This is a genomic window from Methylobacillus caricis (assembly GCF_020532705.1).
GTDB lineage: Bacteria > Pseudomonadota > Gammaproteobacteria > Burkholderiales > Methylophilaceae > Methylobacillus > Methylobacillus caricis.
This window is the reverse complement of sequence record NZ_JAJAVD010000001.1, coordinates 403,216-417,778: the sequence shown is the minus strand read 5'-3', so window position 1 is coordinate 417,778 and position 14,563 is coordinate 403,216. Positions and strand designations below refer to the sequence as shown.

Here is a 14,563-nt window from a genome sequence, read left to right as displayed (position 1 = left end):
TTATTTAAAAAAAACCCCCTTCTTGAGCATAAGAAGGGGGTGGATAAATCGCTCTGAGTGAGGAGATTTATCAATGGAGGCTTAAATTTTTCCTTCTCAATTTATTACATAAAAAACTAGAGGCTGAATACATTAAGAGCACCGCCGCCAGGAGCAGCGTTGTACTTGGTCAGTTCTTTGTAACCACCAGCTGCACCCAGCGCATCAGTGGAATTGGACAAACCCAGATTCATTGCAACACCAGCCCAACCGCCGATACCGGACAGTACGCCAACGTATTGCTTACCCTTGTGGCTGTATGTGAATGCATTGCCAATCACACCAGAACCAACCTGGCTTTTCCAAAGCTCTTTACCAGTTTGTGCATCAACAGCCTTGAACCAACGGTCCAGAGTACCGTAGAACACCAAGTCAGAAGCTGTAGTCAGAGCACCACCCCAAGCAGAGAATTTCTCCTTGTTGTACCACTTGCTCTTGTTGGTCATTGGATCATAAGCAGCAAAGCCACCCATTACGCCATCAGGACCAGCAAACATGGTCAGAGTCGCGCCAACCCATGGCTGACCAGCGATGTACTTGGACTCAACTGGTTCGTATGTCATACAAACGTGGTTAAGTGGTGAGTACATAAGTCCAGTACGAGGAGAATAAGCAGCTGGCTGCTGGTCCTTGGTGCCTAGTGCTGCTGGGCAAATACCTTTAGCGTTATAGTCTTGATGGGTTGAAAATTTTGCATCCTTGAGAGGAATACCGGTCTTAAGATCAACGCCTGTTGCCCAATTAACAAATGGGTGTACTTTTTCAGCGGAAACCAAACTGCCGGTCTGCGCTTCAAATGTATATGCAAAGCCATTGCGGTCATGGTGCCAAGCGTATGTCTTGCCGCCCTTGTCGAACAGGATGACTTCGTTGATGCCGTCATAGTCCCACTCATCATGAGGCGTCATTTGATAACCCCATCTGGCGAGTCCAGTGTCCAGGTCACGAGCAAAGATTGTCATGGACCACTTGTTGTCACCTGGACGTACGTCTGGATTCCAAACTGAAGGGTTTGCAGTGCCGTAATACACTAGATTTGTTTTAGGATCATAAGGCCACCAACCCCAAACAGATGCTCCGCCATTTTGCCAACCATCCTTAACAGCTTGAGGCTTCAACCATGTCTTAACACCTAAGTCTGATTCTGGAAACTTCAGTTTTTCCTTAGGCAGAGCCTTGAAAGAACCGCCTTCTTTATTACCGCCGTTCACGTCCTCATAAACAGACAGTGAGCTATAGTGTGGGTTTTCCTTGTTGAAATCCTTACCTATTAATACATCACTGTCTGGGCCGGTATGATACGCACGCCATGCCAAAGAACCATCTTTAATGTTGTATGCAGAGAAATGACAACGTACTCCATACTCTGCCCCGGAACATCCTGTTAAAACCTTGTCTTTAATCACATGTGGTGCATTAGTATTTGTACCACCCTCTTTAGGATTAGTAACTGTTGCATCCCAGATTTTTTCACCGGTTTTTGCATTAAGAGCCACCAAGGTGCCATCGTTCTGTTGCAGAAATATCTTGCCATCACCGAATCCTAGTCCGCGATTAACAACATCGCAGCACATAACAGCTTGTACAGATGGATCTTGCTTAGGGAAATATGCCCAAACAATTTTTTGATTATCGTTCAGGTCAAGTGCATATACGTTGTTAGGAAATGCTGTATGTACATACAGGATATTGCCAACAACAACAGGTGAACCTTCATGACCACGGTTTACACCTGTAGCAAACTGCCATGTGGGTTTCAAACTCTTGATATTATTCTTATTGATTTGATTTAGCGTGCTATAGCCTTGATTATTGTATTGGCCACGCGGGTGAACCCAATTACTTGCATCTTTCATTGCGGCTTCTGTATCTGCTGCTGCATATACGTTGGAGTAAGCAACTGATGTTGCCATCCCAAACGCAAGGCTTAAAACCAGATTTACTTTTTTAATCTTCATTTTGGCCATCTCCATAGTTTTTCAAATATTCAGAGCCTGATGCAAAGACCAACTCCATTAGCCATTGCAAATACAAATAGAGCCCTGTTACTTATCAAATCGTTGGAAAATTTAAAAAGAATTTTCTCTTTGATTTGCCTAGTCAACGCTAGTGGAAGATACTATAGACAGACCTGTCTGACTTTGCAACTGTTATGTATAAAATGAAGTATTACACTTATGTAACATCAGGGGTGTAATTTAATATGTTATTGAATATATTGATATTTTACATAATCCATTTACACTCAAGCTGAGTACTTAACTCGAAGGGATAAGCTGGATTATGGTTTGAGATGAATCCCATCCCCTGGAGTGGAGAAAGGCCTAGGAGAATTGCTAACTATCCAAGTAGATCGTTTAGGGCTCACAATTTTAATTAATTTCCAGCCAACATCATGACTTCCAACTGATTAGCTAACTGTCTTTGAGTAAGGTGCTTCTTGGCTTTAGAACCGTCGAAATTCATTCATCCAGTCAAGCACTCATATCCTTTTCATTGGAAGCGGCAATTCATTCGCATTTTTCATTGATGCATGAACAAGATATTGCTCTGTCCTATGACAGAATATGTTCGTAGATACCGGCTGCGTGACAATTTATACACAGTATCGCCCCTGGCCTTAAGGTATAGGGGGAATGAATACTCATGATACCTTTCCAGCGAAATCCATGAAAGTTTAAAAACTCGTGTAACTGGGGGGGGGTTATTGCCCCTTTCCAACTACTCATGGATTTGAGTGGTTTGAGTATCGCCTGCTCCTGCTCCGAACCCGTCCTTAAGAAGCAGAACCTCAAAAAAAGCCACCTGAAGGTGGCTTTTATCCTCCTTAAGGAACTAGCTCAGGTTTTTACTCCTACGCGAAGCAACTACACCTACAAGTGCTAGACCAAGACCAAGAAGCGCGTATGAACCTGGCTCAGGCACGGCCTGGATACTAATTGCACCGCTATAGACCCCGCCAGCCACCCCATTGGTGGTGCCTTCTACATTGATGTAATAGTTTCCGGCTTCCAGATTAGCAAAAGTGAATTCACCTCCGGCCACAGATCCTGCAAGCCAGGTATCAGAGCTGTTGTAGAGGTTGAAACTGAGGTCACTAAAGCCTAGGACATTTACTCCGGCATTGGTAAGTGGCAAGTCACTGAGTGAGAAAGTACCTGTCGAAACATCAGCCAAGCTGAAATTGAAGGTATTGGTGAAAGTGCTATCAGCAGCTACAGTGTTGGTATAAGTATTGATACCAGCATGCAGTTCGCCAAGATCCACCACATCGGCGGCATATGCACTAGAGGAAGCAACTATGAGCGTTGCGGTACCGAGCGCTGTTTTGAGAATATTCATACTAACTCCTTAAAAGTTGTTGTCGATGAAATTCCCCCCAGAGAAATTATAAACAGACTTGTCCCGCCACAAAGAACTTATAGTTATTCTCATATAACCTTAAATAACCTCAACCTTAATAAATTAGCTAAATAATAATATGAGATTCCTTGCTATCACTGGGCTCACGGTCGCTTACCGCAGACCATACTGAACATGGGTTAATTGCTGTGTATCAGGCCCTAATGGACTATAGATAACGGAGCCTGTACCAGAAGATGGCCAATAGCGCGCCCTGTTCGGCTTCTCAGTGATAGATGAAAAATTGTTGAAGCTTATGGACAAGAACTGGCAGATGCGCCGGACTTTCAAAATCCCGAATTACACAACGGATCGGAATGAGCTGCCCTCAGCAGATAGTCCTAAGGACAATATTCATTTATCTGATTGGTTTATCCCTAAGGAAAGCACACGATAATTTCACTGACCTTTGAATATGGAATCATTAATCACTGCCTCAATGTGATGGCCATCGGGATCAACCAGGAACGCAGCGTAGTAGTTTTCCCCGTAATGAGGCCTCAGACCAGGCTGGCCATTATCATGTCCTCCTACAGCCAAAGCTAAAACATGAAAGAGATTAACTGCCTCACGAGTTGGTGCGGAGAATGCAAGATGGAAACCAGTCCCTGGCGGTGTCGCGGGGGAACGAAGCTTTAAGCAGAATTTGTCCTTTCCATCCTCTATGCCATAGCCGATTGCCGTGTCATCCTCAAAAACTCGGCGATACCCCAACGCACCAAGGGCTGCATCATAAAAGGCAGCACTTGCCTGAAGGTCCGTCACAGCGAATGAGATGTGGCGGAGCATGTTGTATTCACTTGGTTCGAGTTAATGGGATTTAGCGGCTAGCCACCAGAAACAGTCTTGAAAATGGCAATAATACTGTTCCATCTGGAAGCGCAGGATAAGCTTCAGTAATATTTGCAAGGTATTGTTCCAAAAAAGCAGATCGCTCCGCGTCCTCTAGCGGAGTAAGGTAAGGACGTAACGCTGTGCCCTTGAACCATTCGACTATAGCTGCCGCCCCTCCAGCGAGAGGATGGTAATAAGTCGTACGCCAGATATTGATAGCGCTGCAATTTTCTCTAAGCAATTCGTAATAAAAACTGGCATCGTGTCGAATATGATGTATCACTGATCCAATTTTCTGGGACCAAGGACCATTGGCTGCAACTTCGCGTGCAAGTCGGTGGGCAGGCTCATCTAAATTATCAGGGATTTGTACGGCAAGGCATCCGTCACCTGACAGTTTGCTAAGCAGTTTAGGGTAAAGGACATCATGGTTGCCTAGCCATTGCAGGGAAGCATTGGCCAGAATGACATCGAAACGCTTAGTGGGAGCCCAAGTACTGATTTCCGAGAGTTCGAATTGCAATGTTGGCAGTCGCTGCTGTGCAGCCACCAGCATCTCCTCCGAACTATCAATACCGCTCACTGTGGCTTCTGGGAAACGATGAGCTAGTATTTCAGTGGAGTTACCTGGCCCACAGCCCAGATCCACAGCACTACGTACATCTATAGATGGTATGGCTGCCACTAAATCTTTAACTGGTCGGGTTCGCTCTTGCTCAAAAGCTAAATACTGCTGCGCTGACCATGTCATTAATATCCCCTTTCAATTCATTTTGTGATGATTGAATACCACATGAGCACACAACCTAACGGATGGTTATCTTAAATCTTATGAGAGGGAGCTGCCTACAATCGCACCAAATTTAAGAAATAGTGCAAGCATAGGCAGATTACCTTGATCAGATTAGGGCAGAATTCAATTAGTGTAAGCCCGTCATAGCCATGTCACAAAAGAGATTGCTCAACCAGTTGTGGCTATTATTAATTAGGACGATTTTCTTGTAGGAAGCATTCTTAAAACACCAGCCAACTTATAATTAATTAAATTTCCTGTAAAACCGATATTTTTAATCTAATGAATTAATAAGTGAATATTTTTCGTAATCAATCTCACCACGAGTACGTATACCTAATCTTCGCAAGATAGGTAAAGGAGGACACCACCCTTGAATGCTATGCTGCATCAGGAAGAGCAATACGCCAGCAGGAAGCGCAAACCATTTTTTATTAACTACCACACCCAGCGCTAATCCAGTCAAGGCTATAGTTGAGGCATTTATTTCCAATACTCTTTCAATATCCCACTCTTTATCCAATTCTAATATCCGCCCTCTGATTTCATCCTCACTCAAAGCCGCATATTTTTCAATATTGCAATCAGTCTGGCGATCAATCTCATTGTTTACACTATCTGATGTGGACCGACGAACTCTATCCGCACTGTTGTTAACTTCAATATCATATTTAGTCATTATTTTTTCCTTTTTGAAAAATTTTCATCGCTATATTTATGTCGATAGGAAAGTAAGATTTACTACATGTAAATTTCTCGGTGTATTAATTAGCTATCTCTAGAATGCGTAATAGACTGACATTTTGGTATATTAATAAAAAGAAAATGCAATATTATGCAAGGGAAAATATACGTTCTGCATTTCAACGAATAATAGCGATTTCTACAAAGCTAATTTTCAACACAAGATTTTATTAACTAAAGAGATTATGAATATTCTGGCCTTTTTATGCTTCTGTTTCAATTAGAAGATTCCTGGTTTTACCGTCAGACCCTGCTTACACTCATCCTCATCCATTTAAAGTATAAAGTTGTCACATGTCATCTTTATAGTTATTTTTTTCTGATAAAAATTAATAATCTGTAATATCTTTTTGAGAACCTTGTCTGGTAACTTATAAATATCCAGATCAAAGTGAAAATCAGTCTTGACCTGCAATATTTCATCAGGCTGAATATCATCTTCTATGGTTGAAAAATGACACCGTAAAGACACAGGTACCTGTGTCTTTACGGTGAGTACCTGATGTTCTTGGATACCGATTCTGCCCTTGGAAGACCAGGTTTCGTTCGAATGGCCATGAGGGACTGCTGCAGATATGGTATCCAGCCTATCTAGGACCGACGATGGCATTGGGATCTACTGTAAGATCAATAGCTTAGAGGATTAATTATGTGGGTTCCAGCAAGTTTGGCTTATTTGCTGGTGGCGCTCTTTATCAGCTTGCGCTGGTTGCTTCTCCAGCCTGGTGCCGACCGGTAGCACTTGGCATACAATCCGCCATCATCCCAAGTTGCAGGCTTTATTTGTAAAAACACTGGACAGCTTTCCACTCACTTTTTTGGACTCTTTCATGAATATCTCACAAGCGGAAACCGTCTTATCACCAGAATTACTTGAGGCATATCAAGATGCCGACTATGTGGTAAACCATGATCAACAGGCCTTTGTAATACGAATCGGCCTTGCCAGCCCTGAAATGGACAAGATTCTAGAACAACATGCAGCTACCACCATGGCCGTCATTTCTGCGTTCAACCCGCTCAGCAAACCAGCGGATGAAGCCATCAACATCCAAAACACCGAGAAGCTGGGCAACGAGCTCAGGAGCCGTCATCTTGAGTTTAGGAAAGGCTTGGCAAGATCAAGGTCTAACCAGTGGCCCGAAGAAAATTTTATCGTTATCGGCATTACCCTTGATGCTGCGAAAGAGCTGGGCAGGCATTATCACCAAAACGCTATTGTATTTTATGAGAAACCCGGCATCGCAAAATTAATTCTGCTACGGTAAAGAGAATTATTTTTCACGTTTAGGGAGTATCCGGATGTCGCAGGCTTCATTCAATTGCAGGTTCAAAAAAACCACCACTTCAATAAACTTAGGGCAAGAAGCATCAATACAACATACGATGACGTCCTCCTATTGAAAATCCAAATTAAGGCTGCTTATCAAAATCCGCTTCGACGGGGTTTATACTCATTGCACGGCCCGAAGGACTAGCTGAGAACTACAAACTATACACACGCCAGTAACATTGCAACACTATGATGCCTTAGTTAAACAACAACCAGAACAATCAGTATGCGCAAGACACTGCTCTTCTTAGCACTCATTTTTCCTCTTACCTCTTTAGCTAACTCTTCTGTTGACCTTCAGAATATATCCTGCTCAGGGGAGCTGCTTTCATCAGTTAATGAGAACGTAAGCTTGTCATGTTCCGGCAACTTGAGTCTCAGCACTAGCACTATTACTTCTCAAGGCGACATTGAGATCAGCGTTATAGGTTATCTTTTAATGCATGATGTCACCATCATGGGCAAGAATATTGGTATTAGCGGGGAACGCTTCCATGAAAATGGTTCTTGGGGCATGATTTCCAGCAACAGCATGGTGATAAATTTCCAATTCCCGAGTCCTGAGCCAATTTTTTCAGAAGGCATTTACGCAGTAGTGCCATGGATGTTGGAAGATAGACCTCCATTTGATTACCCAATTTCAGCAGTTCCAGAACCTAAATTATTAGCTATGCTTGGACTGGGTCTTGGGATTTTGGGGTTTACTCAACGCTGTCGTAGCAAAACTAAACTGCTTGAAGGCTAATCGGGGTTTTATTGCTCAATCGAATAACTTTACAATATAAAATTATACTAATCGTGAGTAACTCCTATTGTTGAGCGAGACCTTACGTAATTAAATAGCCCTGTTTCTCGCTCATCACTCTTATCTCTCTCCGGGATATTCCAGCGCCCCACCAATCAATTGGAAGGCGCTTTTTCTTGCCTTCAGCTAATTACCATTAGACTAGCTGCAAAACCGGAGACAATATTTAATCAATATCAACATGCTGTTTATTCACAGGACCAAAGTATTCACTTGCGAAGCTTTTAGCAGGGATGGGCTTAGAAAACAGATATCCCTGACCGTAATCGCAGCCAGCTTGTAATAAAAGATTGAACTGCTCTTTCGTTTCTATGCCTTCCGCGATGACCTTCATATCCAGTTTGTGTGCCATGAGGATAATCACCTCGCACAATGCAAGATCAGAATGATTCTTTGTGATATTGCTGGTGAAGGACTGATCGATCTTCAAATAATCCATATCGAATTTTCGCAAGTAGGATAGAGATGAATAACCAGTGCCGAAATCATCGATTGCGATCTGTATACCTGCTTGTTGACATGTTTTGAGCTTATCCAACACGGAGCCTTTAGCATGCAACAATAATCCTTCGGTAATTTCAATCACCATGCAGCTGCCGGGCAGTCCGAGTTTATTGAGATAATCCAGCCAACCACTATGCTGTATATCCCGCTTAAACTGCACAGGCGATTTATTGATGCTGACCTGAAACGTAGGTTTAATCTTTCTCCAGGCTGCAACCTGTAATGCCGCCTGCTCGAACACCCAGTTGCCTATCTCCATGATCAGGCCGGTACTCTCAGCGATGGGAATGAATTCTGCTGGACTCACTAGACCACGCGTGGGATGTTGCCAGCGGATCAAAGCCTCCGCCTTGTGGATATCGCCGGTGGCCAGTTCCACAATGGGCTGGTAGTAGAGCGTGAACTCATCACGTTGCAAGGCCACTCGTAGATCATTGACTAGATGCATGCGTTGGGTCGCCACTTCCTGTAGCGATGGCGTGTAATAGTTATAGCGATTACCCCCCTTCAGCTTAGCCGCATACATTGCCTGGTCAGCATTGCTAAGCAACACCTCGATATCAGTATCATCCTCAGGGTAATTCGATAAGCCTATGCTGCAAGTGATGAAAACAGTGTCGTCGCCCAGCTTTATCGGCTCTGCCACTTTGAACAGGATGTTTTGCGCAGTCTGCTCTGCAGTGAAATGTGTATCTAAATCGTTGAGTACGATAGTGAATTCATCCCCTCCGATATGCGCTACCGTATCGGTTACCCTCACGCAGCTGGTTAAACGGTCCCCTATTTCCTTGAGCAATACATTGCCCATATTGTGGCCAAGCGTGTCATTCACTTCCTTGAATTTATCCAGATCCAGATACATTAGAGTCAATGACCTGCCTGTTCGGCCAGAGCGTTTGATATCCAGAGCCAGTCTGTCCAGAAACAGCATACGGTTGGGTAGCTGAGTTATCTGGTCATAATGCTCAAGATGGAAATAGCGTTCTTCGGATAGTTTTCGGGCTGTGATATCAGTATGAGTCCCAATCATGCGTATCGGTTTGCCACTGAGATTTTCGCAGAACAGCATGCCGCGGCTCAGTACCCAACGCCATGAACCATCCCCACACAACAGGCGGAATTCGGAAACCAGAACCGCCATTTTCCCCTTGATAAAATCCTCTATGTCTTTCAGAGTATTTTTCAGATCATCCGGATGGATCAGGCTATGCAAGTCTTTAGGGCTTGTGCCCAGCTCAATCTCTGAATATCCAAACATCTCTTTCCAACGCACAGAGCGAATTATTTCGTTAGACCGCAGATCCCAATCCCATACACCATCCCCAGGCCCTTCCAAAACAAATTTCCAGTTATTGATACCCGCATTAAGGGAAAGCTGGGTTTTTGTCTGTTGCAGGGTTTTGGTCACCAATAAGTAGAGCAATGTAGCAGTCAGCAGCATATTGACTATGCGTTTGTAATGCAGGTATTGCTCAAAGTGGTCAATATTGGGCAAGAGATGTTGGAATAAAGGGTCACTGAGCAGGATCCATAAAGTTCCAACTAGTACGTACAGCAATACCACTCGTTTAGCGAAGTGGTTCAAGTGCAGGTTTTTGACTTGGGGGAATAGACTCACTGCACATATCCTTTCAAGTTTAAGTACAGTTAATCAGCCAAGAATATTGGATTGAAACGGCTTGTTATTTCACTTCCAAGCAATTCCTTTAACCCGAGAGGGTTCTACTGAAGTCGAATCAATACCGCCAACCCAGTCTACTCTGAATAGTGTTACGAAACGAAATGCTTTAAAAAAATAAAAGATTGAAATAAAAGGAGATAATAAGTTGGGTGAAGCTTTAATCAGAGTTATTTCCCAGTGACAAAAGCTGCTTTAACATTCGGCAAATCATCAATTTCGGATTCTCATGTAAAACACTTCCTACTTAACGACACTGATACCGGGCTTTGCTATTGTTCACAATATAAACCACAGCAGGCAATTCAATCAGTACGCCGGACACCGTTTGTCAATGCCGCCAGGAATGAACCGAACAGACTAATGGCGATGCGTATTCCAAGTCCTTGAATTGGATTTCTCTAAACTTTTTGCTTTGTATTTTCAACGGAAATGTCGCTCTGCAAATTCTCTTGGATCTTATCTAATATGGTTAGAAGGTGTTTACAATCATCTTGTGATAATCCTTGAATAGCTAAACTATCCAACGACTTTTCAGCTTCTTGATACTGTTTGATAATTTCAATACCGCCTGGTGAGAGGAAAAGCTGAGTGCTTCTACGGTCTACTTCATCAGGCCTCGAATCTAATAAGCCCTTTCTTCGAAGCTCATTAATGAGTTTCGCCAATTGCGCCTTGTCGCGCCCAGAATGGACAACCAGATCACTCAAAGTTGCGTAAGGATTTCTGGAAAAAAACCGCAACGCTTTAAACTCCATATGAGTTAGTTTCATTCCATTATCGCGGATTAACCGAAACTGGTGAGACCTGAATTGGTGCATTAATAGATGCAGCTTCTCAAAAATCTGGAAAGTATTATTTTGCATATTGTTGACATTATCCACTATATTTTGCATTATAGTTGATATTATCTACCAAATGGCTGAATATGGAAACTATAGGACGGGAATTCAAACGGGTAAGATTTGAGTTACAACGGAGGACTGTTGAAGTAGCTCATGTAGAAAGACCAACTGCGGGATTTGTTGCGGTGACATTCAAAGGCTCGGATCTCCAAAATTTCCAAAGCTTAGGATTTGATGACCATATTAAATTTATCTTTACCAATGCCTCAGGCGAAACCATTAAAAGGGATTACACGCCTCGTGCTTTCAATACACAAAATCAAGAGTTGACTATCGAATTTGCTTTGCACGATCAAGGCGATGCATCTGACTGGGCAAGAAATACCGGACCAGGCGAGCAGGCTGTCATAGCTGGGCCTAAGGGATCAATGATTATTCCTGAAGATTTTGACTGGCATTTATTGGTTGCAGACTCCTCTAGCCTGCCAGCTGTTGCCAGAAGGTTGGAGGAACTGCCTCTTGATGTAAAAACAATTGTTTTTATCCAGGTTGATCATCTAGAGAACAGACGGGATTTCAAACGGCCATCATCCACAATTATTAAATGGGTAGAGAGCCATGAAGATTTGGTTGATATGGTAAAGGAAATGCATCTGCCCACTGGTGAAGGGTTCATCTGGGCTGGAGGCGAGCATTCTGCGGTGTTGCAAATTCGAACTATTTTGCTAGAAAAAGAGCATCCGAAAGAGCTGATGAAGGTAGTCGCATATTGGAAGAAAGGTGCCGCTGACTTCCATGAAAAGATTTGACTCCTATCGAAGAAGATCGAAGCCGCCCAGCAACATTTTGCTGAAATCATTCCTCTTGGCAGGACAGCAGAAATTGACGAGCTGGCCTCTGGGATAACATATCCTCACCACATAATTACCTCCCTTTTAAAGATTAGGCACTGAAGGCTTTTTATAGAGAGGGCTTTCGAGAAGGTCGAGTGATTTTTGCAATTCAGCGATCAAATTTCGAACTAGCTCTGGACTGAGGGCGAAGCTCTGACCCCGGGTGGCTTCCTCTGGTTTCTGGCCCATGCGGCTCAAATAGTCAGGGCGAAATACAATGACGCCATAGTCTGGTAAAGCCGTTGCAGTAAATGTGACTAATGGAAATAAGGGAATTTGCTCATCTTCTCTCATGTCATTCCTCTCGTTGTGCTTTACAACATTGGCTATCTTTTAAAGCACAAAGAAGTTGTAGGCCATCCATAGGCTGGCCACTGAGACAATGGTGATTTCTACCAAGCTAATTTTAAACATGGGATTTTCCTTAGCAGTAAATTTATGGCTATTGTCCCTATTTCATGCTTTTAATTAAATTGGACAATTTCTGTTTCTCTTGTCAGCGCTTACTTACTTCCACTCTCTTCGCCTGGCCTCCATTGATGAGAAGTAGCTCCTCCCATTGATCCATGGCTTGCCTTGGACAATTTGTCTAAATGCATGGAGCCCAACATTCCACCTGCAACAGGTAATTCTGGCTTTACTTTGCGATTCAGATTACCCCTTTGATGAGCAATGCATTAAGTCCCATCTATCGCTGGTCAACTGAAAGTCTTGTGAATTACGACGACATGTAACCTGATTATTAAATTTGACAGGTTACATTGTTCCATGTAACCATTAATTTTAATTAATACAGTTACACAGAATTGTGAACTGCCCCAATCCCTTATTAATGATGCGGAGAACAATATGACGAGTAGCCTTTTCAGGAGTAGCGCTAAGTTTTTATCTGCACTGACATTTGGTTTGATTGCAACAACAGTGCAAGCAGAACCACCAACCCAGAACATACCTGTCGTGTATTATCACAAAGCCCAGGTTCAGGATGTCACCGTGTTCTATCGTGAAGCAGGTGATCCAGAGCGGCCTACCGTTCTTCTACTGCATGGATTCCCCACCTCTTCGTTCATGTATCGCAATCTCATTCCATTGCTAGCCATGAAATATCATGTAATCGCCCCTGATCTGCCAGGTTTTGGGCTTACGGAATCACCTGGAAGGGCCCAATTTGATTACAAATTTCAGCATTTGGCAGATGTGATGGTCGGATTTACAGACGCCATCGGTTTGAAGAAGTACGCTATTCAAGTTTTCGACTATGGCGCCCCTGTGGGATTGCGGCTTGCGTTGGCTAGGCCTGACCGAATAACAGCCATCATTACGCAAAATGGCAATGCATATGAGGAAGGCTTGGGTGATGCATGGGATCCGATCAGAAAATACTGGCGCGAACCTACCGAAGCGAATAGGGAAGCATTGCGTCAATTCCTGAAACCTGAAGGCCTGGCTTGGCAATATACCCACGGTGTAAAAGATCCTTCAATCGTTTCACCCGATACCTACACGCTGGATTCTGCATTAATGGCACGTCCAGAAAATGAGGAAATACAGCTGGATCTGTTCCTGGACTATGCGAGCAATGTTGCGCTTTACCCCAAGTTTCAACAATTCTTCCGTGATTACCACCCTCCCATCCTGGCGGTCTGGGGGCAGAATGATCCATTCTTCATCCCAGCAGGAGCCAAGGCATACCAAAAGGATGTCAAAACAGCAGAGGTCGAACTATACGACACCGGGCACTTTGCTTTAGAAACCCATAATGATGCCATCGCAGCGCGCATATTGGATTTTCTGAACAGGCGTTTGAAGTAAAATGCCAATAGACATGGCTAGTCTATTGGCTAGCCACAATATTGAGCGATCATGAAACTAACCCATACATCCATTTATTTCAGAGAGTCTATTGGAGGGCACCTAGCCCTCGATTTTCTCAATACCGTTCATATAGCTGAGGGCGTACAAGTAGATGATCTGCAAACTGATCAGGATGTGTTGAAATGGTTATCCGATCATCAGGTTGTGAACATACCGGCCAGCTTCCAGGTAAAGCCAGGAGCATTGCTCACCGCAGCGCGCAATTTGAGAGAGGCCATACGTAATTCAATTATGGCTTTAAAGCAATCAAAACCAGTTGCACTGGATGAAATCAATGGGTATTTGAAGAGTGGAAGCACTTACCAGGAATTGCACTACACTGGCCAGCGAATGGAAGTTTACCAAATTCGTCCAATAGACACGGGCGAGCAATTGCTTGCCCCCGTAGCAGAAGCTGCAGCAGAGATATTGGCCTCTCCAAATCTCGATCTCGTTCGAAAATGTGAAAGTATGGACTGCGTACTCTGGTTTTATGACCGAACCAAAGGCCATAAACGGCGATGGTGCAGCATGGCGGTTTGTGGAAACCGCCATAAAGTTTCCAGTTACAGGCAACGGCAGAGCCTTGCATAGAAGAAGCTAAAAACGAAGCAAGGGGGATATTCTCTCCGTTATGGAATTTATAAGCGACTGGACGAGGGGCGAATGTCACCCAGCAACTCCATTCAACACGTGATGATCATTTCAAATTGGCTCCCTGAGTTCTTTCCTTAATGTCCCAACCGGCCCCAGAATTAACACGGGCTCATACATTCAATAAGAAGAGATCGACGGTAGAATTGGCGGTCACTTCCCAATGCATCAATGTTGTTAATCAT

The 14,563-nt window shown here is 43.6% G+C and carries 14 protein-coding genes; 6 read left to right on the top strand and 8 right to left on the bottom strand.

The window, feature by feature from the left end; all coding sequences use genetic code 11:
* Positions 1 to 116: 116 nt before the first annotated feature.
* Together LG200_RS02040 and LG200_RS02035 are read right to left on the bottom strand one after the other, a co-directional pair.
* Positions 117 to 1,997: a methanol/ethanol family PQQ-dependent dehydrogenase gene (locus tag LG200_RS02040; protein ID WP_226755934.1), complete on the bottom strand. Its 1,881-nt coding sequence runs from the start codon at positions 1,995 to 1,997 to the stop codon at positions 117 to 119.
* 877 nt (positions 1,998 to 2,874) lie between these two features.
* A complete protein-coding gene (locus LG200_RS02035) occupies positions 2,875 to 3,381 on the bottom strand; it encodes an FxDxF family PEP-CTERM protein (protein WP_226755933.1) in 507 nt (168 codons plus the stop codon).
* A gap of 316 nt (positions 3,382 to 3,697) precedes the next feature.
* On the opposite strand from LG200_RS02035, the gene LG200_RS14180 reads away from it, so the two are divergent.
* A complete protein-coding gene (locus LG200_RS14180) occupies positions 3,698 to 3,838 on the top strand; it encodes a DUF4113 domain-containing protein (protein ID WP_226757277.1) in 141 nt (46 codons plus the stop codon).
* A gap of 2 nt (positions 3,839 to 3,840) precedes the next feature.
* On the opposite strand, the gene LG200_RS02025 is transcribed toward LG200_RS14180, so the two are convergent.
* The 3 genes from LG200_RS02025 to LG200_RS02015 all read right to left on the bottom strand — a co-directional run bounded on the left by LG200_RS02025 (position 3,841) and on the right by LG200_RS02015 (position 5,747).
* Positions 3,841 to 4,230, bottom strand: coding sequence for a VOC family protein (locus LG200_RS02025; protein ID WP_226755932.1), 390 nt, complete (start codon positions 4,228 to 4,230; stop codon positions 3,841 to 3,843).
* Positions 4,231 to 4,261: 31 nt separating this feature from the next.
* Positions 4,262 to 5,026: a trans-aconitate 2-methyltransferase gene (gene tam / locus LG200_RS02020; RefSeq protein WP_226755931.1), complete on the bottom strand. Its 765-nt coding sequence runs from the start codon at positions 5,024 to 5,026 to the stop codon at positions 4,262 to 4,264.
* A gap of 316 nt (positions 5,027 to 5,342) precedes the next feature.
* Entirely contained in the window at positions 5,343 to 5,747 is a 405-nt protein-coding gene (locus tag LG200_RS02015; protein WP_226755930.1) for a DUF2892 domain-containing protein, read from the bottom strand.
* A gap of 895 nt (positions 5,748 to 6,642) precedes the next feature.
* Here LG200_RS02015 and LG200_RS02010 point away from each other — a divergent pair.
* The gene (locus LG200_RS02010; RefSeq protein ID WP_226755929.1) at positions 6,643 to 7,080 is read left to right on the top strand and encodes a DUF3293 domain-containing protein; all 438 of its coding nucleotides are present in this window, start codon (positions 6,643 to 6,645) and stop codon (positions 7,078 to 7,080) included.
* A gap of 291 nt (positions 7,081 to 7,371) precedes the next feature.
* A complete protein-coding gene (locus LG200_RS02005; protein ID WP_226755928.1) occupies positions 7,372 to 7,890 on the top strand; it encodes a hypothetical protein in 519 nt (172 codons plus the stop codon).
* Between the two features lie 226 nt (positions 7,891 to 8,116).
* On the opposite strand, the gene LG200_RS02000 is transcribed toward LG200_RS02005, so the two are convergent.
* The gene (locus LG200_RS02000) at positions 8,117 to 10,072 is read right to left on the bottom strand and encodes a putative bifunctional diguanylate cyclase/phosphodiesterase (RefSeq protein WP_226755927.1); all 1,956 of its coding nucleotides are present in this window, start codon (positions 10,070 to 10,072) and stop codon (positions 8,117 to 8,119) included.
* A gap of 461 nt (positions 10,073 to 10,533) precedes the next feature.
* On the bottom strand, positions 10,534 to 10,998 hold the full coding sequence (locus tag LG200_RS01995) for a MarR family winged helix-turn-helix transcriptional regulator (protein ID WP_226755926.1): 465 nt from the start codon (positions 10,996 to 10,998) through the stop codon (positions 10,534 to 10,536).
* Positions 10,999 to 11,033: 35 nt separating this feature from the next.
* Here LG200_RS01995 and LG200_RS01990 point away from each other — a divergent pair, with 35 nt between their 5' ends.
* Positions 11,034 to 11,786, top strand: a complete 753-nt coding sequence (locus tag LG200_RS01990) for a siderophore-interacting protein (RefSeq protein WP_226755925.1) — start codon at positions 11,034 to 11,036, stop codon at positions 11,784 to 11,786.
* 126 nt (positions 11,787 to 11,912) lie between these two features.
* On the opposite strand, the gene LG200_RS01985 is transcribed toward LG200_RS01990, so the two are convergent.
* A complete protein-coding gene (locus LG200_RS01985; RefSeq protein WP_226755924.1) occupies positions 11,913 to 12,164 on the bottom strand; it encodes a hypothetical protein in 252 nt (83 codons plus the stop codon).
* Between the two features lie 555 nt (positions 12,165 to 12,719).
* On the opposite strand from LG200_RS01985, the gene LG200_RS01980 reads away from it, so the two are divergent.
* Entirely contained in the window at positions 12,720 to 13,682 is a 963-nt protein-coding gene (locus tag LG200_RS01980; RefSeq protein WP_226755923.1) for an alpha/beta fold hydrolase, read from the top strand.
* Positions 13,683 to 13,733: 51 nt separating this feature from the next.
* Positions 13,734 to 14,318, top strand: coding sequence for a CGNR zinc finger domain-containing protein (locus LG200_RS01975; protein WP_226755922.1), 585 nt, complete (start codon positions 13,734 to 13,736; stop codon positions 14,316 to 14,318).
* Positions 14,319 to 14,563 lie beyond the last annotated feature (245 nt).